Below are 25,263 nucleotides of genomic sequence, written 5' to 3'. Positions count from 1 at the left end.
ATCATCTCTTTTTAGCTCCTGTTAAAAATTAATTTCAAGACCTGCAAACCATTTGGTACTGCTTGGATACTTCACATAGTTGATACCACGATCATCTACTTCAGGGTCCATTCCGGAGAATTTAGTCAGTGTCCACAGGTTATCACCGCCAATAGAAATTCTGGCGTTTCCAACATGCACACGGTCCAGCCATGCTTTAGGCAGTGCATAGCTCAGGTTTACGTTTCTCAGGCGTAAATAGCTACCGTCTTCCAGGAATCGGGAAGATGGTTTTTGTGAGTTTGATTTATTCTTCAATACATATTTCGGATGAGTAGCTACATCGCCAGGTTTTTCCCAACGGCTCCATCCATGGTCCAGCGCCATGATGTTGTAGGTGTTATAGGCACCATCATTATCCATCAGTTCACGGGTGCTATTGTACACATCATTACCGGAAACGAAGGTCAGGAAAGCACTCAGCTGGAAGTTTTTGTAAGAGAAGGTATTGCGCATACCACCGAAGAACTTAGGTGTAGCGGAACCTACAATCTGCAGCGACGCATCGTTATAGTTGCTGGTAGTGGTTTTACCGGTTACTTTACCATTAGCATCGGTGATCAGTTTTTCCCACAGCGGATTCCCGTTGGCCGGATCTACGCCCGCCCATTTACGCATATAGAAGCTACGCATATCCTGTCCCTGTTGCAGCGTGAAATAGCCACTAATGGGATCAATGATTTGTGTTCTGCCTGCGTACAGGTCTGTTACGGAGTTTTTGTTGAATCCGATGTTAAAATCAGTACTCCATTTAAATGCTCCTACGAGGTTATCTGTGCTCAGATTGATTTCAATACCCTTGTTACGAACGGAACCTACGTTCTGTGCAATATAGCTATAGCCGGCAGTTCCAGGCAATGGCACATTAAACAGGAGGTCTTTACTATCTTTCTGATAAAGATCTACCGTCAGGTTAATTCTGTTAAATAATCCCAGATCGAAACCGATATTGGTATTATATACTTTTTCCCAGGAGAGGTTCGGCACATTATAAATGTTGGGATAAGCGCCGGGGAAGCCATTGTATTGTGTGTTGATAGCGTAAGCGCCAATAGCGCTATAATCGCCGATTTCCGCGTTACCTGTAGTACCATAGCTGGCCCTTACTTTCAGATTGGTAATGGCTTTAATCTGCTTAATAAAATTTTCTTCTGAAGCGGCCCATGATGCACCAAACGCATAGAAGTTACCATACTGCTGGTTGGCGCCGAATTTAGAAGATCCATCTCTTCTGAAGGAAGAGGTGAAATAGTATTTATAATTGTAGTTATAGTTAGCCTGTACGAAGTAAGAATTAAATGCGCGGGCAACTTTTGTTCCACCAATAGACATAGGGGAAGAAGTACCATCCAGTACATTTACGCCCTGCAAAATACCTTTACCTTTTGCATTGATATCATTCAGGTTTACCTGCTGAAATTCAGCACCTGCCAATCCATCAATGTTATGCACTTTGTTGATAGTATATCTGGCTTTCAACAGGTTAGAGCTGATATAGCTGGCAGAATCCTGGTAGTAGTTATACAGGTTACCACGATCGTCGGAGCCGGAGGAGGTTCTTACGTCGCCGTTGCTTTCCTGGTTATAATGATAGTACTGTGCGCGGTTAGTAGAGCTGAATGATAACCACTTGGTGATATCATATTCCAGTTTTACCAGGGCTTCGAGCGACTGTCTTTTATTTTTTTGGTAGTTGTATTGCTGATCGTACACAAAATTGCTCTGATCACGGCCATACCATTTAGCTACGTCCAGTGGATTTATCGGGCTGCCATTTGCGTCGTATGCTTTATCCCAGGGCAGGTTAGTATAGTACTGATAGAGAGAACCGTTGGAGTTGTCCTGGTCAGTAGTTTGCGTACCGGCGGCATTGAAGCTTACTCTGAATTTATCGGTGATGTTATGATCCAGGTTGAGGCGTGCGCTGAAACGCTCTACTCCAGTACCTTTCAGGATACCATCTTCCTTATAGTAGTTACCACCCAGGTAGAATTTTGTTTTTTCATTACCACCGCTGGTAGATAATTCGTAGTTCTGGTTGGTCGCATTTTGAAAGGCCAGTTTCTGCCAGTTAGTATTAATATTACGGAGAGATGGATCTAACTTGGCTCCTGCGGCTGTTTGCAGGTCGTACAGGTCGGTGCCGTTCATCAGGTGGAAATGTCCTGTGTTGAGTTGGGCGGTTCCGATGTTGGTGCGGAAATTAACCTGCGTTTTGCCGGCCTTTCCTCTTTTAGTAGTGATGACCATTACACCGTTAGCGGCACGGGCACCATACAAGGTAGTAGCAGCGGCATCTTTCAATACGGTTACGCTTTCAATATCGCTTGGATTGGGAAGACCACCAATGATACCGTCTACCACTATCAGTGGAGAGTTCCCGGCGGTGAGGGTACCATTACCACGGATACGGATTACCGGTGCTGCGGATGGATCTCCGGAACCGTTACCCACAAACACCCCGCTCACTTTACCTTGCAGCATTTTATCCATGCTGCTGGCGGTAACATCTTTCAGCTTAGTGCCGCTTACCGCCTGCGCCGCGCCGGTGAGGTTTTTAGTGGTAGTGGTGGTATAGCCCATTACTACTACTTCTTCCAGTTTCTTGGTGTCGGGATCCAATTTTACATTGATTTCCTGGCGACCACCTACTGGTACTTTCTGGGCCGTATATCCTATAAAAGAGAATACGAGTATCCCACTTTCTGCAGGTACCTGAATGGTATATTTACCGGTAGCATCTGTTACGGTACCGGTGCTGGTACCTTCAACGGATACGGTTACACCAGGCAGTGGTTCTTTGGTATTGGCATCAGTTACATAACCCGTTACTTTCAGCTGTGCAACGCCATTGGGGGTAATCACCACCAGGTTGTTTTCCAGCACACGATAAGTAACATTGGAGCTATTGAAGAGTAACTTCATGATGTCATTGATCTTCTTATCTTTCACATCAATGGTAACTGCTTTGTTGAGATCAGCGAAGTTTTCGTTGTAGAAGAAGCGATAATTACTTTTGTTCTCAATAAGCTTGAATACCTCTTTCACGCTTGCGTTTTCAGCATGTAGTTCTTTTATTTTCTCCTGAGCAGATACGCTGGCGGATACTTGTAAAAAACCTCCGAAAATCAGCAGACCGGTCAATTTCGTCATAAGCAATAATTTTCGCCCGGGGCAAAAAAATGCCGCCAGGTTTGCAGTGGATTTCATAAACTTGTATAGATTTTAGTTAAACGAATAATTACGGTGATATAGCCCGTCGCAAAGGCTATTCACCAACAAGTGATTTTCGTTGAATTGGGGGTGAGTCGCATCACTCCCAATTTTTTTTAGTTCTTCATATCGGGCATGTAAGTTTGTTTTACAGGTGATGAATGTTGATTCTCCTATACACTTTGGTGATTACTTTGTCTTAAATGCTTTAATGTATTTTTCTTTCAGTTCATTGTCCACTTCAAGGGTCACTGTTCCCTTATCTATGGTGTATTTCAGCGGAGCTGTTAATTTTAGAATATTCAATACCTGCTCCAGTGTTTCCTGTCGGAATGTACCGCTAAAGCGATACTCTTTCAGTTCTGGTTCTTTGAAGATCACTTTTACGTTAAACCGGCGTTCCATGGTAACCGCCAGTTCGTCCATGGTTTGAGCGGCTACAATCCAGTTGCCATCTTTCCAGGCGGTATATACTTCCGTATCGTTCACTTCCCGGGTTTCTACCGGAGCTGCAGTGGCGCTGTTTCCGCCAGACGCCTGCATAGTGTTGCGTTCACTGTTATTGTTTGTCAATGGTTTCTTATATACCACGTGTTGATGTGGTTTCATCATGAGACCAAACGGTGTAGTGGTTTTGCTGCCATCAATCTTCACTTCGCCATCTACCAGGGTAGTTACCACTGTTTTATCTTCCGGATATGCTTTTACATTGAAAGATGTACCCAGCGCGAGTATTTTCAGGTCGGAAGCCTTTACGGTAAAAGGTTTCTGCGCATTGGTATGCACTTTAAAGAAAGCTTCTCCTTCCAGTTTTACTTCGCGGCCGCGGAGGTTATAAGACTGTGCATACTGCAGCTTACTGCCAGCATTCAGCCATACTTCCGTACCATCAGACAATTCAATTTTGGTAGTGGCCCCTTTGGGGCTGGTTACGGTTACCATTCCGCTACCGTTATCTCCTTTCTTCAGCGATGACCAGGCGTATACCAGGCCTCCGCCAATTAAGAAGGGCAATGTATAGGATGCGGCTATACGGAAATAGCTTTTCCATCTGTTTACTACCAATGGAGGCGTTATGCCAGCGTTATGCTGTAAACGCTCCCAGGCGCCGGTGGTATCATATGATCCTGCTGCCGCTGTTGCCTGCCATACATCCCGCAATTGCAGGAAATAGGATCTGTGCTCTGCCTTGGCATTGATCCATTGTTCCAGCAATTCCTGTTCGTCGACAGTAATATTACCGGATAAAAAGCGTGCAATCAGGTCATCCACCTGTTCCCGTGTATAGTTAGGCCCCATCATATAGAAAACAAGTACTAAGACAATATTCGGGATTGTACCGGGTGACAAGGAAGGAAAAAAAAATCTTTTTTATTTAACACACTACTTCAACAAGGGAAGTAATTCGTCGCGTAACCGTTGCAGGGCGCGGGTCATCTGGGTTTTGACGGTATTGACGGAGATCCCTAAATGGCGGGATATTTCAGGATAACTGAGTTGTTCAAATCTGCTGAGACGGAAAACATCCTGGCACTGAGGGGGTAGTTTTCGGATGGCTTTTTCTGCCAGTTGTTCCAGCTCTGATGTTTCCAGCATGTTTGCAGGAGAATCTGAAGGGAGGCTAAAGAGATGAATGCGGGATTCTATTTGTTGCAGAAGCTCGCTGCTGTATTGGGTTCTGCTTTTGTTTTGTTTAATAAAGTTGAGACAATTATTTTGTACGGCTCTGTACAGATATGCCTTTTCGGATACCTGGATGTTGAGGTCATCGTATTTCTCCCATATCTTCATGAAGGTGTCCTGTACAATTTCTTCTGCCAGGTCATGCCTGTTCACAAAATCATAAGCAAAGGTGCAGAGCGCAGAGTAATACGTTTTGAATAATGATTCAAAAGTCGGCATTTGACGTTGTTGCTGGACTATATTTTTACTTACTTCCTCCAAAATATTCCTGACATCCTCACTGTGTTCACTTCGCCAAAAGATACGACAAGTAGACCCAATAAAAAAACGCGGGTTATAGGCCCGCGTTTTAACATCTTTAACTAATTGAATTACATACACAAACCGCCACAGGTGCTGATTGTTTGTCCGGTTACATAGCTGCTCATATCAGAAGCCAGGAAGAGACAAACGTTGGCGATATCTTCCGGAGTACCGAAACGGGCCAACGGAATTTGTTGAATATAATTAGCAGCGCCCTCTCCTTCTTTGAGGTAGCTGGTCATATCTGTTTCCACGAAACCTGGAGCTACTGCGTTGCAACGGATATTGCGGCTACCCAGCTCCTGTGCGATGGATTTGGTAAATCCGATAATCCCTGCTTTAGATGCGGCATAGCTGCTTTGGCCTGCATTACCCATAATACCAATAACGGAGCTCATATTAATAATGCTACCGCTTTTTGCTTTCATCATGGGGCGTATTACCTGTTTGGTCATATTGTATACGCTCTTCAGGTTAACGTTCATCACGTCGTCCCATTGATCAGGGCTCATGCGGAGCAACAGGTTATCTTTTGAAATACCTGCGTTATTCACACAGATATCAATTTTGCCGAACTCTTTTAATACATCTGCTACCAGAGCTTCGCTTTCTTCATATACGCCGGCATTGGATTTATATGCCTTTGCTTTTACACCCAACGCTGTCAGTTTAGCTTCCAGTGCCTGGGCTTTTTCATCGGAACTCACATAAGTAAAAGCTACATTAGCTCCCTGCGCTGCAAATTTCAAAGCAATTGCTTCGCCGATACCACGGCTGGCGCCAGTTACAATCGCTACTTTGTTCTCCAGTAATTTCATGTTATAGTTGATAGGTTTTAAGCGTTCATATTGTTGGCCGCAAATTTCAGGATTTCTTCCAGGTAGTTGCGGTCGTTATTCAATCGGGGAACTTTATGTTGTCCACCCAGTTTACCTTTACTCTTCAGGAATTCGCAAAAAGTTCCTTCCGGCAGTACATGTATCTGCGGCATATGTAAGGCGATATCTTTATATCTTTTCGCCTCATAGTCCGAGTTGATGGTTTTTAACGTACTATCGAGCACGTTAGTAAACTTATTCAAATCATCTGGCGCTACTCCGAATTCAATCAACCATTCGTGCCCACCGTTTCCGTTGTCGCTGAAATAAACGGGAGCAGCGGTATAATCATTCACCACGGCGCCGGTAGCCTCGGAGGCTTTGGCAATGGCGGTGTCAGAATTTTCTACGATCACTTCTTCACCAAAGGCGTTGATAAACGATTTGGTTCTGCCACTCACTTTAATGCGATAAGGCAGCAGGGAAGTAAATTGTATGGTATCTCCAACCATGTAACGCCATAATCCGCCGTTGGTGCTGATTACGAGTGCATAGTTTTTACCCAATTCCACTTCCTGTAATTGCAGTGTTTGTGGATTTTCCTTGCCCAGTTCCTCCATTGGCATAAACTCATAGAAGATGCCATGGTTCAGGAACAGAAGCAATCCTTCTTCCCCTACTACATCTTGTGCGGCAAAAAAGCCTTCCGAAGCGTTGTAGGTTTCCTGGTAATGCATGAGTGGCTTACGGATCAATTTCCTGAACTGTTCGCGGTAAGGGGTGAAGCTTACACCACCGTGCATGTATAGTTCTACATTGGGCCATACATCGGCCAGGTTATCTGTGCCGGTCAGCTCAAAGATACGTTTGATCAATACGATGGTCCAGGTAGGTACCCCTGCAATAGAGGTCACATTCTCGTGGATGACCGCATTGGCCATGCGTTCTATTTTCTCCTCCCATTCATCCATGAGGGCAATTTCCAGGTCGGGCGTGCGGATCATATTGCCATAAAAGGGCATATTCTGCAGCATCACGGCGCTCAGGTCTCCAAAGTAGGAGTCGCTGTTTTCCGACAGTTTGTTCACCTGGTGGCTACCACCGATGACCAGGGACTTCCCGGTAAAAACATCGGAATCGGGGAAATTATTGTAATAGAGAGAAATAACATCCCGGCCAGAGCGGTAGTGACATTCATCCAGACTTTCTACGGTTACCGGAATAAACTTGCTTTTATCGGCGGTGGTACCGCTGGATTTAGCGAACCATTTGATGGGTGTATTCCAGAGTACATTTTGCTGTCCCTCCATCGTGCGCTGTATATAAGGCTTGATGGTATCATAAGTATGAATAGGAACGCGCTGCTTATATTCGTCTATCTTATAAATCTTCGAAAAGCCGTACTGCTTACCAAATTCGGTGTATTGGGCGGCACTGATAAGGTTTTGGAATACCTGCTGCTGCACCTGCACGGGATACTGCATAAAATATGCAATACGCCCCATGCGTAATCTTGCCAGTTGTGATATTGCAGGACTTAAAATTCTCATATAGGATGCTGTAGAATTATTTTTATTGTTTAGCTGCTTCGTCCAGGTAATCTTTCCGGCGCAAAATGAAATTCTGGCCAAGATACACTTTTCTTACCTGTTCGTCCTCCGCCAGCTCTTCTGCTGACCCTGATTTAAGGATTTTGCCTTCAAACAATAAATACGCCCGGTCAGTAATGGACAGTGTTTCCTGTACATTATGGTCCGTGATGAGGATACCTATATTCTTATACTTGAGTTTGGCTACAATGCCCTGAATATCTTCCACAGCAATGGGGTCAATACCGGCAAACGGCTCATCGAGCAGAATAAACTTAGGATCTACCGCCAGCGCGCGGGCTATTTCGGTACGGCGTCTTTCGCCTCCGCTCAGTACATCTCCGGGGCTTTTACGAACGTGGGTCAGCCTGAACTCAGTTAACAGGCTTTCTAGCTTGTCCTTTTGCTCCGCTTTTTTGAGCTTCGTCATTTCCAGTACTGCCGCAATATTATCTTCCACGCTCAGTTTCCGGAATACGGAGGCTTCCTGTGGTAAATAGCCGATACCCATCTGGGCTCTTTTGTACATGGGCAGTTTGGTAATGTTCTGGTCATCCAGGTATACATTCCCTTCATCTGGCTTGATAAGCCCTACTACCATGTAGAAGGAGGTGGTTTTACCCGCTCCATTAGGGCCCAGCAGCCCTACTATCTCTCCCTGAGACACCTCCACAGATACATGGTTTACCACCGTTCTGTTGCCGTAACGCTTTACCAGCTGGTCTGTATGTATTCTTAATGCCATATGATCAAACTTAGCAAAAATAAACAATTCATTCAGTTAGCCTAGTTATAGTTGTCATAAGATTAAATAAAATTGATCTGATTATAATTAGGGGATATCTTATTTTTGCCGGCGTATTTTAGCAGGAACCGCCGTTTTCATCGCATTCTCCAAAGCTGATAAACTTTATGAAAGTAACTGAACATATTGCACAGGCCAAAGACACCCTGATTTCTTTCGAAATCCTCCCTCCTTTAAAAGGAAAGAGCATTGACTCGATTTATGACCACCTGGACCCGCTGATGGAGTTTAAGCCGGCATATATAAATGTGACTTACCATCGTAGCGAGCATATGTTCAAGAAAAAAGCAGATGGCTCATTTGAAAAGGTAGAAATCCGCAAACGCCCTGGAACAGTAGGCATTTGCGCTGCTATTATGAATCATTACAACGTAGATGCCGTTCCTCACCTGATTTGCGGCGGATTTAGCCGGGAAGAAACGGAGAATGCCCTGATAGACCTGAATTTCCTGGGCATAGATAATGTCCTGGTATTACGGGGAGATGCGCCTAAAAACGAAACTTTCTTTGAACCAGACCCTCACGGTCACAGCTATGCGATAGAATTGCTGGACCAGGTGGCTCATATGAATAACGGCGTATATCTGGAAGACGATTTACAGAGTGGTGTAAAAACCAATTTCTGCATTGGTGTTGCTGGTTATCCCGAAAAACATTTCGAGGCTCCCAACATGCAAACAGATATGGCTCACCTGAAAAGAAAGGTAGAAAATGGAGCTGATTATATTGTTACACAAATGTTTTTCGATAACCAAAAGTTCTTCGACTTTGTGGCCAAGTGCCGGGAAGCAGGTATCACCGTGCCTATTATTCCGGGATTGAAGCCACTGACCTCGAGAAAACAAATGACGATGTTGCCACGTATTTTCCATGTAGACATCCCTACTGACCTGTCTACCGAGATCATGAAATGCAAAACAGATAAAGATATCGAACTGGTGGGCACAGAATGGTTAATTGCGCAGTCGAAAGAATTAAAAGCATTTGGTGTGCCGGTGTTACACTACTATACACTCGGTAAACCCAAGGTGATTCGCCAGGCTGTAGCAGCTATTATGTAAGAGATAACTATCTTATAAAAAAGAAGGGAAGGACAGAAGTCTTTCCCTTTTTTCGTTTTCTCTTTCATATAAAAAAATAATGCCATTATGTAGATACATAGTGGCATATCCCTATAACTGTCACACTTTTAATTATAACTGTCCAATGATCGAAATCACCTTTCGGTGATCTCTTTCGCTAATAAGACGCAGTAAACATCATTGTCCCCTACTCCATTTTAAAAAAAATATAAATGCCGGCATCAATAGCTGAAAGCATAAAGCCGAAAGCAAAAAGCTATTAAAGCGAATGACCTAAGCGAGTAGTTAGTTTTACTTATTCGCTTAGGTCATTCGCTTTAATAGCTTTTTGCTTTCGGCTTTATGCTTTCAGCTAAAATTACCAGTCTTCGCGGTCAAACAAAAACCCAAGGCTCACGCCCCAATAGCGGTTATTTAAGTTCTCTGCTGATTTATCGATATTCATCAGGCCATATCCATAATGGCCGGTTATAGTAATACAATTATTAAACTCTACGCCGGCAACAAAGTTGAGCCCTGCATCCCAGCGTTGCATATTCATGCCAGTACCAAAAACATTGGGGGATGAGTCAAAGTCAATACGTTTAGATCCGGTAGCTACTTGTCCGCCGGCGCCAAAGGCCCTCAGCTTATAGTCAGCCCGTACACAATAAGCCGCGTAAGGACCTGCGCCTACCACGAATTTGCCAAAGCTTACCGGGATTTTATATACGAGGTTCACTGGTAATTCCAGGTATTTCATGGTTAGCTTGGTAGGACCAGAAGTAAACAGGTCCGGATGAGGAGGCATATAATTCAGGTTGGCCCCTTTTACAATATAACTTACACCTGGCTGCAGATATCCCCCTTTAAATAAAGGAATATTCAGGTAGGCGCCCGCCTGCCAACGGTCCTGACGGGAAGTACCTGGTGCGGTACTATGCTCTGGAACGGCTAGTCCCGCGTTTACGTATCCCCCACGTAAGCCTAAGCTTACCTGGGCATGAGAATTGGAAACAACAAACAGCAGCAGTGCTGCACAGGGGAGTGTAAAAAACTTCATCAGTAGTTCGGTACTAAAAGATTATAAAAAATTCACTGTGACACACGAATTGGGGAAAAGTATTAATGCTCAGCTGGTTACTGGTTACTGGGTGCTAAAGTAAACAAAGGTTTTGATAAAAATAAAAAACCACCCGGATTTACCGGGTGGTTAATAAAGAATTCATTTTGTGCGTGGCTTATTTGCCGCCAAATTTATATCCTACAGATACGCCGAAGGAGGTGTTTTTGAATTTACGACCGTTGTCGGTGTTATCAGCAGTGTTAATAAGACCCAGGTCTGTGTTCAAACCAAAATAAAGCCCCATTGGCATTTCATAACCAACGTTGATACCGGCACCGGCATCGAAACGTTTTTGTTTGAGTACAGAAGCGTCATTACTAAATACATCGACGTCAGTTCCTCCACCTTTTATTTTACCACCCAATCCGTAGGCAAGGTATGGACCGGCAGACAGTACCAGTTTGCCAGTACCTACTTCTGGTTTAAACATGAAGTGAATAGGCAACTCCAGATAAGACAATGTAATTTTCGCATCCGAGTTTTTAATCTTTCCACCTTTACCGGAATACAGTAATCCTGTTCCGATAAAAAAGTCATCTCCCAGTGGAAGATCTGCGGTAAACCCTGCTCTCACGCCCGTTAATATTTTAGTGGTTTCGTTTGAGGAGCCTATCAAAGCATTTTTAATGGTCATGCTGGAAAACTGCGGGCCCGCAACGATACCCCATTTAGTCTGACCAAAAGAAAGACTGGCTACTAATAAAGCCGCTGCAGATAATAATACCTTTTTCATGTTTGATGTAATTTGATTAATAGTAAAGCGGTGCCCACAGGTGAGGCATCGCCCCTAATTTTTTGATTGCCAACTATAGACGAACCTGTTTTTTGCTTGCTGCTGTTATTACAACTGATTCAGTGAATTGTTTGTTACCCTGTTATTTCATCTCAAAAGGTAACTAATGATCCCCTGAAACACCTCCATGCCAAAGACTATGCCAAAGGATTGTTAAAACAGCTCAAATAACTGATAATCAATTACAAAAAATATTATCTTTTCTTGTTATTACCGCGAAGCCGCCGCGTTTTTAGTGGTATTTCGGTCTAAAAATTCCTGTAATTGCTCCACGCCCAGTTTTTTAGCCACAATCTTCTTTTTATCATCGAGCAGGTAAATCATCGGCGTACTGTACACGTCGTATAGGCGGCGGTAATTGGTGGCAGATTGAGGATCAGAACCGTGTATCCAACCACTGAGATCATGGTCTTTTATGAACTGCAACCACTCTTCCCGGGAGCCTTCTGTTTTTACGGCGACCATGGCGACCCCTTTGCTTTTCCAGCTGGCCTTGAAGGCCGAATCAAGACGTGGTAACTCTGTTTTACAGTGTCCGCAAGTGGGGTCCCAGAAAACAAGGATGGTATACTTCGACTGGGTTTTATATAAAGAGAGCATATTGGAAGCAGAGTCTTTGAACTCGAGTGGGGCGGCCTGTTTTCCAATCAGATTAGGAGCCAACGCATAAGCCCGGTCCACAATTTTATTCAGCTGCTCATCATTCAGCCAGAAAGCTTCGCCAGGTACGTAGTATTTCTCTACCAGGTGAACAAATACAGCATCCATCCCCATGTAAGGAGAACTTTCATAGTTATAAGTCAGCCACCACAGCACAAATTTGAATGTCTCCTTACTTTTCCGTGTGCGGGCAATGAGGGCATCACAATCTACTATAATGGAGTCTGGCGAGGGCATTACCAGTTGCGTAAAATACTTTTTCAGTTTTCCTTCCAGGATAGGTGTTCTTACCAGGCGGTCACTTTCCAGGTCTACCTCATCCCAGTAGTGGCCTTTAAAATAGCGATAGGCAAAGGAAGAGTCCTCCCCTGCCGGCTGTTGGGGCACTTCCGGCTCCTTCATCGCCAGGAATATAGTGCTCAGAATGGTGCCAGGGTGTTTGGCGATAAAGTCGCTCCGGAAGTCCTGAATTTTCTTCCCCAGCTCTTTTTGAAGCGGAATCACTTTAGCCGTATCTGCTGCGGTATGTGCCGCCTGCAGCTGTTGCTGGATATTGCGGCTGAGGGTTTCCTGCTGAAACAGGAATTTATTATAAGACAGGAACAAATCGTTATCCGGGCTGCCTTTATATACCGTTTTATTGATCAGATCGGAGCTATCGAGCGTAACGCTAAAGAATTGTTGTTTATCGATCAGTGTTTCCACATACTTTTCTTTTCCGGGCAATACCAGCAGGTAGATGCCTGGCAACAGCTTCTCTTTCCCTTTGAGGATAGCATCGCCAGTGGCGCTTACGTCTGCCGAGTCGGCCAGGTAAGTGGATCTGCCCATATAATGGGCAAGAAAGAATTTTCCACCCGTAAAATTCTTCAGCTTAACGGCAATTTGATATCCCTGTGCCTGCAGGGTAAAGTGGCCTAAAAGGGTGGCTATCAGTATAACAAATAATTTACGCATAAGATTTCCAAGCAATATGTAAATGTAAGCGGAAAAAAGTAAAAACTGAAAGCAGTGTGGTGAGTGGTAATTACATGAATTAGGACGAGGATTCAGCATTTCCAATTACCTTTGCAGCCGTGAGGAAAAAAAATGTTGTTTTAGAAAATGTACCTGTTACTGCCTATGCGGCAGAGGGTAAAGCCCTGGCCCGTCAAGACGGGAAAGTTATATTTATTGAAGGTGGTGTGGTACCCGGGGATGTAGTGGATGTTCGCCTTAGTAAAAACAAAAAAGACTGGGCAGAAGGGAAAGTGGTTCACTTTCATAGCTATTCTGACAAGCGGGTAACCCCGTTTTGCCAGCATTTCGGCACCTGTGGCGGTTGTAAGTGGCAGATGCTTCCTTATTCACTGCAACTGGAATTCAAACAACAACAGGTGGCTGACCACCTGCAGCGCATCGGTAAACTGGTGTTACCTCCCATGGACCCTATTCTGGGCGGCGTACATACAGAACATTACCGTAACAAGCTGGAGTTTACCTTTAGTAATAAAGCTTATCTGACCAACGAGGAAATAAAGGCCAATGATGGGGAAATACCTGTAAAACCCGCGCTGGGCTTCCATGTACCTAAATTGTTTGATAAGGTCCTTAATATAGATACCTGCTATCTTATGCAGGAACCGGTAAACCTGATCCGTAATACCATTCGTGAATACGCCATTGCACATGAGCTGCCTTTTTACGATATCCGTGCACAGCAAGGCTGGTTAAGGAACCTCGTGATCCGCCTGTGTACTACCGGCGAAATTATGGTGAACCTGGTGATCCGTCATGAAGATAAGGAGAACCGCATTGCACTGCTGGATCACTTACTGAAAACGGTACCGGCTATTACCACACTGCTGTATACTATTAATTCAAAAGGTAACGATACCATTTTTGACCTGGAGCCGAAAGTATATTTTGGTAAGGGATATGCAGAAGAAAAGTTGGAAGACTTTGTATTTAAAATAGGTCCCAAATCTTTTTTCCAGACCAACACTTACCAGGGCGAAGTCCTGTATAAGGTTACCCGGGATTTTGCCGGGTTAACGGGAACGGAAACAGTGTACGATTTATATTGCGGTACGGGTAGTATTGGCATTTTTGTATCGCGTAATGCCGGCAAAGTAGTGGGTATTGAGTTGATAAAAGAAGCCATAGATGATGCGAAAGAAAATGCCGCCCGAAATAATGTTAACAATGCCGAGTTTTTTGCAGGCGATGTAGTAGATATTTGTGATGATGCTTTTTTTGCACACCATGGACAACCGGATGTAATTATCACGGACCCACCACGGGCAGGCATGCACGAAAAGCTGGTTAACAAATTGCTTGAAATTGCAGCGCCTAAAATTGTATATGTAAGCTGCAATCCTGCTACACAAGCCAGGGATCTGGCTTTGCTGGATGTACTATATACAGTGGAAAAGGTACAGCCAGTAGATATGTTTCCACATACACACCATATCGAAAATGTGGTGTTGTTGAAAAAAAGAGATAATAACTAAGCAACAATGAACGATTACAGGCCCGGAAAATTTCAGTACCTCCCTTTGGTGATCAAAAACCTGATGATCATTAATGGTTTGGTTTGGTTAGTGCAGATCACTCTGCTAAAAAGGTATGACTATGACATGAGTCGTTTGTTTGCGCTGCACTACTGGCGCTCCGAACTTTTCCGGCCACATCAGCTTGTCACGCATTTATTTCTCCATGATCCGAAGCACTTTACGCATGTGCTCTTCAATATGTTTACACTGTGGATGTTTGGCTCCACGCTGGAAAACGTATGGGGTTCCAAGCGTTTCCTGATTTTCTACATGATTTGTGGTGTTGGCGCCGCCCTCTGTTATATGGGAGTGCTTACCTATGAAAACATGAATCTGACCAGGTATGCAGATGCTTTCCTGAATGATCCTACTTTTAGCAACTTCGTACCTCTGGACAATAAATTTGATCTTGGCAGCGTATCGAACTTCAATATGGAGGGGCTCAAAAATGCACTGGCAAATGGCGATCCACGAGCAGTAGAGATTGCCAAGATATACGTACACGACTTTGTAAATTTCTACCGGAACATTCCAACATTAGGTGCTTCGGGAGCGGTGTACGGCATCCTGTTCGCATTTGGCTTTATGTTCCCCAACCGGTACCTCTATTTCTTTGCCATGTTTCCGATTAAGGCGAAGTACGTAGTAGCCTTTATGATTGTAGGCGAATTGTGGTCCGGCATACAGAATAATCCGGGCGACAACGTAGCCCACTTCGTTCACCTGGGTGGTGCACTTTTTGCCTATCTGCTGTTGAGAAACTGGAACAAACACCGAACAGATTTTTATTAATACAACTGTATTAATAAGCGTATTTTTGTATTGAAAAATATATGTACCATGCATGCGTTGGAAAAAGAGAAATTGCCCCGCCTCTCTTTAGGAGAAGGACGAAATATGGTGACACAATTGTTGGTCGTTAATCTTACTGTTTTTATATTCCTCCTCTTCACACTTGTTATTTACAAGATGGAGAATGTAGGTGAGGCGCGGTTCCACCAGGATATCATGTCCTGGTTAAGGCTTCCAGCCAGCCCGGCTAAACTGCTAACACGTCCATGGACGCTGGTCACCTCTCTGTTTACTCATATCAGTATCTGGCAGGTATTTACCAATATGGTGTGGCTATGGTGCTTTGGCACTTTTACGCAACACCTGGCTGGCCATCAGCGAATTTTGCCTTTATATCTTTTCGGAGGTATTGTCGGTAATCTCTTTTATGTGGCAGCTATGGCCGTAATCCCTTCCTTCCATGTAATTGCCGGTGCTGAATACTGGCTGGGCGCAGGCGGCAGCATTATGGCAATAGCCGTGGGCGTTACCGCTATTGCACCGCGTTATCGCATTTTCCCTTTACTGGCCGGTGGTATATCCCTGTGGGTGATCACCCTGTTATTTGTTATACTTTCTGTGGGTTCGTTGCTGATGTCATCTGCCTATGGCTATACTTACATTCCGGTATTGGCAGGCGGTGGTATTGCAGGTTTGATCTACATGACGCAGTGGAAGAAAGGGAACGACTGGGGCGCAGGTTTTAACAGACTCGCATTTAAGCTCACACACGTTTTCCATCCGGCGGCCCAACAGGTAAACCCGGAAGATCTTAAAAAAAAGCTGAGTACTCTTGATGCTGAACAACAGCCGTTCAGACGCATTGGTAAAGTGCCGGAACAACGACTGAATGAAATTCTTGATAAGATCAATGAAAACGGCCTGTCCTCTCTTTCTCCCGATGAAAGAGATACTCTGCTCCGGGCAAGCCGAACAGAATAAAAGCATTACGAATTTAAAAATACCTATTACGATAAAGAGGGACATATCCGCGACGTTTATTCGCTGATGTGTCCCTTTTAATTTGTAATTTAATTCCCGTAATCTGTAATTGGTTGTAACCCTATGCTACAAAAATTTTTTCGACAGCTTTTGCTTTGGGGCAGTTTGATTGTTGCGGTAGGCCTCCTGTTCAGCGCTTATCTTCCCTATCTCAACCCTGGCAAATATTGGATTACCGGGTTCTCTGGCTTCTTCTTTCCCCTCCTGTTTCCTGTTTGTCTGCTTTTAATCCCTGTATTGTGGTGGCTTAAATACAAAAAACAGTGGTGGCTGTGCGGTATCGCGGTACTCTGTTGTATTCCCGCAGCACTGGCTACCTGGGGCGTTCACATCTCCCGTAATAATAATATAGCCAAACAACCCAACAGCGGGCAATTTACCCTCATGACCTATAACACCAGCAGCATGGGACTGATGGCCTACAAAACGGATAAGGACAAGGAAGCCGCCATTTACAAGGTAGTATTGAAAAATAGCCCGGATATCCTGTGTATGCAGGAATTTTACAGCAATGATAAGCCAGGCATGGAGCATCATGTAGACAGTTTGATGCAAACAGGTCATTATACTTACCATTATTTTACCTGCGATAAAACCAAGTGGAATACCTGGCACTATGGTATTGCGCTGTTTTCCCGCTTTCCGATAGCGTCCGCAGTGGCTATTCCCTGTGGGGAAAGCAAGGTGGGTAGCGGCAGCTCTTTCCTGCAGGCCGATCTGGTGATGCAAGGCGATACCATACGGGTGTTTTCGGTGCAGCTAACTTCGTATATGTTTAGAGGTGATGACTATGAAAATATGAAAGCCCCTGGCGGTTCCGGGCTGATTCATAAAATGCGCGCCACTTTCCGGAAAAGAGCCTCGCAGGCAGAGCAACTGGCAGCACTGGTAGCTGAAAGTCCTTACCCAACTATCGTTTGCGGCGATTTTAATGATACGCCGGTATCGTATACCTATAAAACGGTGAGTCGCAATTTGCAGGATATTTTCCTGGAAACCGGCCGTGGATGGGGACGAACCTTATCTTTTTTATCCCCTTCCCTGCGAATAGATTACATCCTGGCACAGCGGTCCTTCCGTATTCATGGCGGACAGGTACTCACTACACATCCTTCAGAGCATTTCCCGGTTATGGCCTGTCTGTCGTTGAAAAAATACTAACTTTAGTACTTCAACAAAGTACGACGCGGTGCGATTTTTACGACTCTTTACGAAAGGATTTTTTTTGATCATCAACTTCGCCGTAGTATTACTTTTCCTGGGAGCCTGCCTGGCGCCTTATATTTCGCCGGCGTGGTTTTGGCCCATCAGTTTTATTACGCTGGCATTCCCGTTTTTATTGGGCGTGTTAACCATATTCCTTATCGGATGGCTATTTTTTAATTATCGCTATGCCTTGCTATCGCTGATTGCGCTTTTACTTGGATGGAAGTCTATCAGCGCTTTTGTGGCTTTTCATCTGCCGTCGGGCAATAAAGCAGCAAAGGGCGAAAATGCGCTCACCATCATGAGCTATAATGTTAGCCAGTTTGGACTATACCGGGAAAAGGACAGTAAATACAACCGTCAGGCGATGTTTGCCATGATTAAAAAGCAGGAGCTGGATATTGCCTGCTTCCAGGACTTTTATACCTCAGAAAAAAAGAATGATTTTAACAACCGGGAAGATATTTCCCGGGAGATGTCACTGCCGTATCGTTACTTTTCCAGCGATTTTAACCGCGATGGCATGCAACATTGGGGATCTATCATTTATTCCCGTTTTCCAATCATTGCCTCTGATAAAGTGAAGATGAGCGTAGGTCCCAGAAGCGAGAGCCTGATATACGCAGATATTGTAAAGGGAGATGATACCATCCGCATTATTAACATGCACCTGGAATCGTACCGGTTCGATAAAAAAGATTATACCGCCATTGAGAAAATCAAAAAGCAGGAAGATACCGGATTGAAAGCGACTAAAAGCATTATCCAAAAAATGCGGGAAGCGTATATCCGTCGCAGTCAACAGGCCGATATTGTAGGTGATTTTATCCGGCAAAGCCCTTATCCTGTAGTTGTTTGTGGTGATTTTAATGATACCCCGGCCTCTTATACCTACTTTACCATAAAAGGGGATTTACAAGATGCTTTTCTGCAAAAAGGTTTCGGAATAGGGCGTACTTTTACAGGGCTGGCACCTACATTACGTATCGATTATGTATTTGTGAGCAACCATTTTAAGGTAAATAGCTTCCGGAAAATCATTTCCGACCTGTCTGATCATTATCCTGTAATTGCCAATCTGAGTTTAATGGGCAGCGGAAAAACAGACGTAGAAGTAAATAAATAACTGTAATCATTATGAAAATGTATCATATTTGTTGGGCAGACCGATGTTGTTACGGGATTTAATCGTACCCGGAAAACAATTTTTATCTTTGCCATCCATCAATAAAAAATAAGATGTCGGAATCCGGTAGGCCGGACGACATCTGTCATTTACAGCATATGTCAGAACTCAGGATATACAATTCATTACATCGACAAAAAGAAGTATTCACCCCTTTACACCCTGGCCACGTAGGCATGTATGTGTGCGGACCCACCGTATCCGGAGAATCGCACCTGGGCCATGCCCGTCCTTACATCACGTTCGACGTAGTATTTCGCTATTTAAAGCACCTGGGTTATAAAGTACGTTATGTACGCAATATCACCGACGCCGGCCACTTTGAAGAAGAAGGCCGCGCCGCAGAAGATAAAATTTCGAAGTTTGCCATCCTGGAAAAGCTGGAACCCATGGAACTGGTACAGAAATACACCAACCTGTACCACTGGGCCATGCTGCAATTCGGCTGCCAGGAACCCAGCATAGAACCAACAGCTACCGGTCATATCATTGAGCAGATAGAAATGATCAAAACCATCATGGAAAAAGGCTATGCCTATGAAGTAGATGGCAGTGTATACTTTGACGTGAAAAAATATGCCGCCAGTCACGACTATGGCATCTTGAGCGGCCGTGTACTGGAAGATATGCTGGAAACTACCAGGGAACTGGAAGGACAGGACGACAAACGCAATAAAGCCGATTTTGCATTGTGGAAAAAAGCACCGCCTGAACACCTGATGCGCTGGCCAAGCCCATGGGGAGAAGGTTTCCCCGGATGGCATATTGAGTGCTCCGCTATGAGTGCTAAATATCTCGGTGGTCAGTTCGATATTCACGGTGGAGGCATGGACCTGCAGTTTCCGCATCACGAATGCGAAATTGCACAAAGTGAAGTGGCACATGGAGAAATGATGGCCCGTTACTGGATGCACAATAACATGATCACCATTAACGGCCGCAAAATGGGAAAAGCTTACAACAATACTATTAAGCTCACCGAAATGTTTTCCGGCTCTAATCCGCAGCTGGATAAGCCTTACAGCCCCATGACCATCCGCTTCTTTGTGTTGCAGACGCACTACCGCGGCACACTGGACTTCTCCAATGAAGCCCTGCAGGCAGCTGAGAAAGGTTTACAACGCTTATGGGCCGCGTACGAAACGTTGCAAAAACTTACGTACGCCAGCAGCAATGGACAAGGCATTAATGAGGAACTGGACAAACAGGTACGTACCTGGTGCGAAGAATGCACGGAGTTCATGAATGATGACTTTAACACCGCCAAAATACTGGCGAATTTGTTTGAACTGACACCAGTCATCAACTCCCTGAAAGGCGGGCAAATAAAAATGCACGAGCTCAGCGAAGCCACTTTCACCATGTTACAGGAAACCTGGAAAACCTTCCTGGTAGACATCCTGGGTATTCAACAGGAAGTGATCACCGGAGAAGATAATAAACTGGATGGCGTATTACAGATGCTGATTGAAATGCGGAAAGAAGCGAAAAGCCGTAAGGATTACGCCACTTCCGACAAAATCCGGAACGAATTATTATCTATTGGCGTACAGCTGAAAGATGAGAAAGACGGATCTGTTTCATACAGTCTTCAATAAACTAAATATTTGAGAAGATAATGCGTAAAGCTCTTATTACGCTGACTGCGCTGGCCATCGTGGCCGGCGCCTGTCAGCAGAATGGCCAAACAAGCGACAACAACAACGACAGTACCGGCGCCAGCAAGGTAGCCAAACTGGATGTACCGGTGCCTGTTTTCCAGGCAGATTCCGCCTATGCCTACACGGCAAAACAGGTGAGTTTTGGGCCTAGAATACCCAATACGCCGGCACAGGAGAAATGCGCCAACTACCTGATTGGTCGCTTCCGTTCCTGGGCAGATACGGTATATGTACAAAAGACTACGGTTACCGGTCCGAAAAATGAGAAGCTGCCCTGTATCAATATCATCGCCAGCTTTAATCCGGCCGCTAAACAGCGTGTATTATTACTGGCCCACTGGGACACCCGTCCATGGGCAGATGAAGATGCTTTTGATAAAACAAAGAAGCTGGATGGTGCAGATGATGGCGCCAGCGGTGTAGCAGTACTCATGGAAGTAGCCCGCCAGTTTCGTTTGCAGAAGCCGGAAGTGGGTGTTGATATTTTATTGGTAGATGTAGAAGACTACGGTGCCAAAAATGATGAAAACTCTTTTTGTCTTGGCACCCAGTACTGGGCCCAAAACCCGCATGTACCGGGCTACAAGGCCAACTATGGCATTCTGCTGGACATGGTAGGTGGTCGTGGTACACAGTTCTATATGGAAGGCTCCTCCAAAAAATATGCGTCTGCACAAATGAAAATGTTCTGGGATGTAGCTAACAAACTGGGGTACTCTGATCAGTTCCGGTATGAAGATAACGGTGCATTTATCACAGATGATCACATTGCGGTAAACACCATCGCCAATATTCCGACATTCGATGTCATTGCGTTACAGGCTAATAACGACTTTGCTCCTCACTGGCATACCCAGAACGACAACATGGATGTGATAGATAAAAAGACGCTGCAATCAGTAGGTCAAACCCTGCTGCAGTTGATCTATACACAGCCTTTCAATTATTAATCAGGGAATGGTATTCCGGAGTGGATGATAAGGTGCCGTATTCATTAAAAAACGTATTATGCCCAAATCAACAGGCACTCCGGAAGCCAGGCCGGTTCACTATCAGGACCATCTCGGCAARGACAAAAAGCTCCTGAAAATCATTGACGGCCCATTAACGGAGCTGACTATACGAAAAAACATCTGCCTGAAGCTGATCGCCTCTATTATGAGTCAGCAGTTGTCTGTTAAGGTCGCCGATGTGATCTACTCCCGCTTCCTGGACCTTTACGGCCGTAAGGAGCCTACCGCCCGACAAATACTGGATACTCCCGCGCTGACCCTTCGTGGTATTGGCTTATCCAATGCAAAGGTCACCTATGTGCATAACGTAGCAGCTTTCGTGATTGCGGAAAAACTCACCGATAGTAAGCTGAAGAAAATGGATGATGAAGCCATCATCGCCTATCTGACGCAAATCAAGGGTGTAGGCCGCTGGACAGTAGAAATGCTGCTGATGTTTTACCTCTGTCGGGAAGATATTTTTGCGATAGATGACTGGGGCCTGCAACAGGCTATGATTAAATTATATAAACTGGATCGGGACAACAAGAAAGAGTTCCGGGAACAGCTTCGCAAAATATCGGCGAAATGGTCGCCCTACCGTACTCATGCCTGCCGCTATTTGTGGGCCTGGAAAGATAATACGCCCGATAAATAACTCCACATATACACTGCGTAGCGTGTTCTTAAATTTATAGTATGAATGTGCAGGGAAGTTTCTTCGATGATGAGGATGCAGCCAAAGAGATTTCATTACTGAATGGAGAGCTGGTCTATTATCCACAGTTTTTCACAACAGTGGAGAGCGATGATTTCATGCGTATACTAACAGACAACATTGCCTGGAAACAGGAATCCATGATGATGTATGGGAAGCCTGTTTTATTTCCAAGACTAATGGCCTGGCATGGCGATGCTACCTCTTCTTACCGCTTCTCCGGAACTACCTATGCCCCTGAAGCCTGGACGCCAGCCCTGGCACAAATACGCGAGCGGATTACCCCAGTGAGCGGACATGCTTTCAACAGCGTGTTACTGAACTTATATCGTAATGGAAACGATTCTATGGGCTGGCATGCAGATGATGAACCGGAACTGGGCCATGAACCGGTAATCGCGTCTGTGAACTTCGGCGCTACCAGGCGATTTCAGCTGCGATATAAAAATGACCATCAGCGCAAATATGAGCTGCCGCTACAACATGGCTCCTTACTCATTATGAAAGGTTCTCTGCAAACATATTGGGAACATCAGGTACCCAAAACAACTAAAATAAATACAGGAAGAATTAACCTCACCTTCCGATTCATCAACCCTTAAAAACCGAATGTATCTTATGAAAAACCACGTACTATTGATTGGAAATGACATCAACAACATCTCCAGCGGACAAAGCTGGAAAGATCTCCTCCAGGATATCATCACCTTTTGCCATGCAGGCGACTGTGTAGAACTGGATAATAAAAAACCCTTCCCGTTGTTGTACGAAGAAATATTTTTAACCGCCAGCAAAAATCATAGAATCCGGGAGAAAGACCTGAAATCTTTTATCGCCATCAAAGCGGCGGAAATAAAAGGCAATGCCATACACAGCGCCATCAGGGCGCTTAAACCGGCGCATATACTTACCACCAACTATGAATTCACGTTGGAAGGCAGTACCCCCCTGGAAAATACCAGCCTGATCAACGAAAAGTTTTACAGCATCTTCAGAAAATATAAAGTTGGGGATACTAATTACTGGCATATTCACGGCGACTGCCTCAATCCCATGAGTATAAACCTGGGCTTTGAGCACTACGGCGGGCAATTACAGATGATGCGCAACTATGTAGTCAGCGGCACAGTGTATACGTCGAAAGAAGTGCCACGGCGCTCTCTGCTACGTCGCATACACTCCAAAGAAGTATACTTCCATTCATGGATTGACCTGTTCTTTACTGATGATATTCACATCTTCGGTTTATCACTCGACTTTGTGGAAACGGACCTGTGGTGGTTATTAACCTATAGAGCGCGACAAAAATTTCATCATAAAAATGTGCCGGTACCCAATAAAATATATTACTATATCCCGGAAGAATATGTAGTGGCTTCAAAATTCAAGCTGGATTTGCTCGCGGCCAATGATGTGACCATCATTGCTTTGCCGGGAAAAGATAAGCTGGCCTATTATGAATCTATTATATATGGTATAGGAAAAACAAACAAAACGGCCCACCATGGCTGCATTAGCGAATAATATATCCTTCAGAGTGAGTCTGGCAGCGTTTTTGAAAAATATGGGCTATTGTAACAAAAGATAAAACCTGATCGTTCCTTTTGTTGTTATTTATTAAAATCTATATTTTATGCTATTCGAATTAGCCATCACGCTCGCCACCACTTTCATGGCCCCCATTCAAAACAAGCCAGCACCTGCAAGAACGGAGGTGATCTATGTGAAAGAAAACAAGGAGCCCTGCACAGGAGTGGCGCCTATGGAGTGTTTGCAGGTAAAAGGCGTTAATGACGCAGACTGGTCCAATTTCTACACCAATATCAACGGCTTCAAATACGTACCCGGTTATCGTTATAAATTGAGAGTAAGAATTACCCCGGTAAAGAATCCACCGGCAGACGCACCGAATGTTAAATACACTTTAACAAAAGTGTTGGAAAAGAAGAGAATCCGCACCAGTAGCCAGTTAACGGGTATCCTCAACAAAAAATGGGTACTGGTTCAAATGGATGACGCCAACATTTCCGATGGCAAAACCTGGCTGGAATTCGATGCGACCAACAAACGTGTTTCCGGCAATGCTGGCTGCAACCGCACCATGGGTAGCTTCTCCTCTGCCGGCAATAACATTACTTTCAGCAAAATGGCCGGTACGCTCATGGCTTGCGCCGATAGAGATATCATGCAACGCGAAGGCGCCTTCCAACAGCATTTAGGCGACCAAACCTTCAAATATGAAGTCGTGGGCAGCACTGTAAACCTGATTCAAAACGGTAAAACCGTTATGCAATTCAACCTGCAGCCGAAAGGTAGTACTGCCGGCAACGCAAGCATCATCGGCAAAAAACTGACACTGACACAACTCAATGATGAAAGTATCAGCAACTCCGGTGTATGGATTGAACTGGATGCTAAAAAGAAAAACTATCACGGTAAAGGCGGATGTAATGGCATCTCTGGTGGTTATACTATGGTTGGCAATAAAATCTCTTTTACCAGAGGCGTAAGCACCATGATGGCCTGCCCTGATGCTGATGTAATGCGCCGCGAATCTGCCTTTCAACAATTACTGGGTGGACATAGCTTCACCTATTCTGTAGATGGCGAAACAGTAACCCTCTCTCAAAATGGTAAAGCTGTAATGCAGTTTGCTGTGGAAGATGCCAACCCAGATAGCAAACAATGGGCTTTCATCGCCAACAAAAAATGGAATGTAATTAAAATGAATGATGCTACGCTTACCAACGCAGGTATGTGGGTAGAATTTGATACCGATAAAAAACGTTTCCACGGTAAAGGCGGCTGCAACAGCATTTCCGGTGGTTACAACGCCACTAAAGAGGAGATCAAATTCTCCGCTGTTATCAGCACCCGCATGGCTTGCCTCGATGCTACTGCGATGCGCAGGGAAACCGAGTTTATTAAGCTGCTGAGTGAAAATACTTACCGGTATGATGTAGCAGATCAAACACTCAATCTGTATAAAGATGGAAAAATTATTCTCATGTTTGGCATGCAGGATAAATAATAATCAACTATA

The 25,263-nt window shown here is 44.6% G+C and carries 21 protein-coding genes; 12 read left to right on the top strand and 9 right to left on the bottom strand.

Going from position 1 to position 25,263, the window contains the following annotated elements; all coding sequences use genetic code 11:
- Nucleotides 1-21: 21 nt before the first annotated feature.
- The 6 genes from AC1DFM_RS16445 to lptB all read right to left on the bottom strand — a co-directional run bounded on the left by AC1DFM_RS16445 (nt 22) and on the right by lptB (nt 8,390).
- Nucleotides 22-3,192 carry a TonB-dependent receptor gene (locus AC1DFM_RS16445; RefSeq protein ID WP_477077820.1) on the bottom strand — a complete coding sequence of 1,057 codons (3,171 nt, stop codon included), beginning with the start codon at nt 3,190-3,192 and terminating at the stop codon, nt 22-24.
- Between the two features lie 249 nt (nt 3,193-3,441).
- Nucleotides 3,442-4,554, bottom strand: coding sequence for a FecR family protein (locus AC1DFM_RS16440; protein ID WP_477077819.1), 1,113 nt, complete (start codon nt 4,552-4,554; stop codon nt 3,442-3,444).
- A gap of 81 nt (nt 4,555-4,635) precedes the next feature.
- On the bottom strand, nt 4,636-5,154 hold the full coding sequence (locus AC1DFM_RS16435; protein ID WP_477077818.1) for an RNA polymerase sigma-70 factor: 519 nt from the start codon (nt 5,152-5,154) through the stop codon (nt 4,636-4,638).
- 152 nt (nt 5,155-5,306) lie between these two features.
- Nucleotides 5,307-6,056: a 3-oxoacyl-[acyl-carrier-protein] reductase gene (gene fabG, locus AC1DFM_RS16430; RefSeq protein ID WP_477077817.1), complete on the bottom strand. Its 750-nt coding sequence runs from the start codon at nt 6,054-6,056 to the stop codon at nt 5,307-5,309.
- A gap of 17 nt (nt 6,057-6,073) precedes the next feature.
- Complete coding sequence (locus AC1DFM_RS16425; protein ID WP_477077816.1) at nt 6,074-7,606, bottom strand: GH3 auxin-responsive promoter family protein; 1,533 nt, start codon at nt 7,604-7,606, stop codon at nt 6,074-6,076.
- Between the two features lie 22 nt (nt 7,607-7,628).
- The gene (lptB, locus tag AC1DFM_RS16420) at nt 7,629-8,390 is read right to left on the bottom strand and encodes an LPS export ABC transporter ATP-binding protein (protein ID WP_477077815.1); all 762 of its coding nucleotides are present in this window, start codon (nt 8,388-8,390) and stop codon (nt 7,629-7,631) included.
- Between the two features lie 167 nt (nt 8,391-8,557).
- Between lptB and AC1DFM_RS16415 the strand changes: the two genes are divergently transcribed.
- On the top strand, nt 8,558-9,511 hold the full coding sequence (locus AC1DFM_RS16415) for a methylenetetrahydrofolate reductase (protein ID WP_477077814.1): 954 nt from the start codon (nt 8,558-8,560) through the stop codon (nt 9,509-9,511).
- Nucleotides 9,512-9,890: 379 nt separating this feature from the next.
- Here the strand turns inward: AC1DFM_RS16415 and AC1DFM_RS16410 are convergent, their stop codons facing one another.
- From AC1DFM_RS16410 to AC1DFM_RS16400, 3 genes are all read right to left on the bottom strand, one after another.
- Nucleotides 9,891-10,574, bottom strand: coding sequence for an outer membrane beta-barrel protein (locus AC1DFM_RS16410; RefSeq protein WP_477077813.1), 684 nt, complete (start codon nt 10,572-10,574; stop codon nt 9,891-9,893).
- Between the two features lie 178 nt (nt 10,575-10,752).
- Nucleotides 10,753-11,370, bottom strand: a complete 618-nt coding sequence (locus AC1DFM_RS16405) for a porin family protein (RefSeq protein WP_477077812.1) — start codon at nt 11,368-11,370, stop codon at nt 10,753-10,755.
- Nucleotides 11,371-11,640: 270 nt separating this feature from the next.
- Nucleotides 11,641-13,047: a DUF5106 domain-containing protein gene (locus AC1DFM_RS16400; RefSeq protein ID WP_477077811.1), complete on the bottom strand. Its 1,407-nt coding sequence runs from the start codon at nt 13,045-13,047 to the stop codon at nt 11,641-11,643.
- A gap of 119 nt (nt 13,048-13,166) precedes the next feature.
- On the opposite strand from AC1DFM_RS16400, the gene rlmD reads away from it, so the two are divergent.
- The 11 genes from rlmD to AC1DFM_RS16345 all read left to right on the top strand — a co-directional run bounded on the left by rlmD (nt 13,167) and on the right by AC1DFM_RS16345 (nt 25,251).
- Complete coding sequence (gene rlmD, locus AC1DFM_RS16395; RefSeq protein WP_477077810.1) at nt 13,167-14,582, top strand: 23S rRNA (uracil(1939)-C(5))-methyltransferase RlmD; 1,416 nt, start codon at nt 13,167-13,169, stop codon at nt 14,580-14,582.
- Nucleotides 14,583-14,588: 6 nt separating this feature from the next.
- Complete coding sequence (locus AC1DFM_RS16390; RefSeq protein ID WP_477077809.1) at nt 14,589-15,416, top strand: rhomboid family intramembrane serine protease; 828 nt, start codon at nt 14,589-14,591, stop codon at nt 15,414-15,416.
- Between the two features lie 48 nt (nt 15,417-15,464).
- Nucleotides 15,465-16,397 (top strand): rhomboid family intramembrane serine protease, encoded by a 933-nt coding sequence (locus AC1DFM_RS16385; RefSeq protein ID WP_477077808.1) that lies wholly within the window; start codon nt 15,465-15,467, stop codon nt 16,395-16,397.
- A gap of 123 nt (nt 16,398-16,520) precedes the next feature.
- On the top strand, nt 16,521-17,618 hold the full coding sequence (locus AC1DFM_RS16380; RefSeq protein WP_477077807.1) for an endonuclease/exonuclease/phosphatase family protein: 1,098 nt from the start codon (nt 16,521-16,523) through the stop codon (nt 17,616-17,618).
- Between the two features lie 64 nt (nt 17,619-17,682).
- Nucleotides 17,683-18,789, top strand: a complete 1,107-nt coding sequence (locus tag AC1DFM_RS16375; protein ID WP_477077806.1) for an endonuclease/exonuclease/phosphatase family protein — start codon at nt 17,683-17,685, stop codon at nt 18,787-18,789.
- Nucleotides 18,790-18,902: 113 nt separating this feature from the next.
- A complete protein-coding gene (gene cysS / locus AC1DFM_RS16370; RefSeq protein WP_477077805.1) occupies nt 18,903-20,447 on the top strand; it encodes a cysteine--tRNA ligase in 1,545 nt (514 codons plus the stop codon).
- A 20-nt stretch (nt 20,448-20,467) separates the two neighbouring features.
- Nucleotides 20,468-21,460 (top strand): M28 family peptidase, encoded by a 993-nt coding sequence (locus AC1DFM_RS16365; protein WP_477077804.1) that lies wholly within the window; start codon nt 20,468-20,470, stop codon nt 21,458-21,460.
- Between the two features lie 58 nt (nt 21,461-21,518).
- Entirely contained in the window at nt 21,519-22,160 is a 642-nt protein-coding gene (locus AC1DFM_RS16360) for a DNA-3-methyladenine glycosylase family protein (RefSeq protein ID WP_477077803.1), read from the top strand.
- Nucleotides 22,161-22,201: 41 nt separating this feature from the next.
- Nucleotides 22,202-22,822 carry an alpha-ketoglutarate-dependent dioxygenase AlkB family protein gene (locus AC1DFM_RS16355; RefSeq protein WP_477077802.1) on the top strand — a complete coding sequence of 207 codons (621 nt, stop codon included), beginning with the start codon at nt 22,202-22,204 and terminating at the stop codon, nt 22,820-22,822.
- 16 nt (nt 22,823-22,838) lie between these two features.
- Nucleotides 22,839-23,744, top strand: coding sequence for a hypothetical protein (locus AC1DFM_RS16350; RefSeq protein ID WP_477077801.1), 906 nt, complete (start codon nt 22,839-22,841; stop codon nt 23,742-23,744).
- Nucleotides 23,745-23,853: 109 nt separating this feature from the next.
- The gene (locus AC1DFM_RS16345; protein WP_477077800.1) at nt 23,854-25,251 is read left to right on the top strand and encodes an META domain-containing protein; all 1,398 of its coding nucleotides are present in this window, start codon (nt 23,854-23,856) and stop codon (nt 25,249-25,251) included.
- Nucleotides 25,252-25,263: the final 12 nt, after the last annotated feature.

This window comes from Chitinophaga sp. 05T412 (genome assembly GCF_056396465.1).
This window is presented reverse-complemented; position numbering and strand designations above follow the sequence as displayed.

Bases quoted from the DNA above. Each gene is read 5' to 3' on its own strand.
- AC1DFM_RS16355 (WP_477077802.1), top strand. From the start codon at position 22,202: ATGAATGTGCAGGGAAGTTTCTTCGATGATGAGGATGCAGCCAAAGAG.
- fabG (WP_477077817.1), bottom strand. From the start codon at position 6,056: ATGAAATTACTGGAGAACAAAGTAGCGATTGTAACTGGCGCCAGCCGT.
- AC1DFM_RS16405 (WP_477077812.1), bottom strand. From the start codon at position 11,370: ATGAAAAAGGTATTATTATCTGCAGCGGCTTTATTAGTAGCCAGTCTT.
- AC1DFM_RS16415 (WP_477077814.1), top strand. From the start codon at position 8,558: ATGAAAGTAACTGAACATATTGCACAGGCCAAAGACACCCTGATTTCT.
- AC1DFM_RS16345 (WP_477077800.1), top strand. From the start codon at position 23,854: ATGCTATTCGAATTAGCCATCACGCTCGCCACCACTTTCATGGCCCCC.
- AC1DFM_RS16385 (WP_477077808.1), top strand. From the start codon at position 15,465: ATGCATGCGTTGGAAAAAGAGAAATTGCCCCGCCTCTCTTTAGGAGAA.
- AC1DFM_RS16410 (WP_477077813.1), bottom strand. From the start codon at position 10,574: ATGAAGTTTTTTACACTCCCCTGTGCAGCACTGCTGCTGTTTGTTGTT.
- AC1DFM_RS16435 (WP_477077818.1), bottom strand. From the start codon at position 5,154: ATGCCGACTTTTGAATCATTATTCAAAACGTATTACTCTGCGCTCTGC.
- AC1DFM_RS16390 (WP_477077809.1), top strand. From the start codon at position 14,589: ATGAACGATTACAGGCCCGGAAAATTTCAGTACCTCCCTTTGGTGATC.
- AC1DFM_RS16440 (WP_477077819.1), bottom strand. From the start codon at position 4,554: ATGATGGGGCCTAACTATACACGGGAACAGGTGGATGACCTGATTGCA.
- AC1DFM_RS16445 (WP_477077820.1), bottom strand. From the start codon at position 3,192: ATGACGAAATTGACCGGTCTGCTGATTTTCGGAGGTTTTTTACAAGTA.
- AC1DFM_RS16380 (WP_477077807.1), top strand. From the start codon at position 16,521: ATGCTACAAAAATTTTTTCGACAGCTTTTGCTTTGGGGCAGTTTGATT.
- AC1DFM_RS16365 (WP_477077804.1), top strand. From the start codon at position 20,468: ATGCGTAAAGCTCTTATTACGCTGACTGCGCTGGCCATCGTGGCCGGC.
- AC1DFM_RS16400 (WP_477077811.1), bottom strand. From the start codon at position 13,047: ATGCGTAAATTATTTGTTATACTGATAGCCACCCTTTTAGGCCACTTT.
- AC1DFM_RS16425 (WP_477077816.1), bottom strand. From the start codon at position 7,606: ATGAGAATTTTAAGTCCTGCAATATCACAACTGGCAAGATTACGCATG.
- cysS (WP_477077805.1), top strand. From the start codon at position 18,903: ATGTCGGAATCCGGTAGGCCGGACGACATCTGTCATTTACAGCATATG.
- AC1DFM_RS16350 (WP_477077801.1), top strand. From the start codon at position 22,839: ATGAAAAACCACGTACTATTGATTGGAAATGACATCAACAACATCTCC.
- lptB (WP_477077815.1), bottom strand. From the start codon at position 8,390: ATGGCATTAAGAATACATACAGACCAGCTGGTAAAGCGTTACGGCAAC.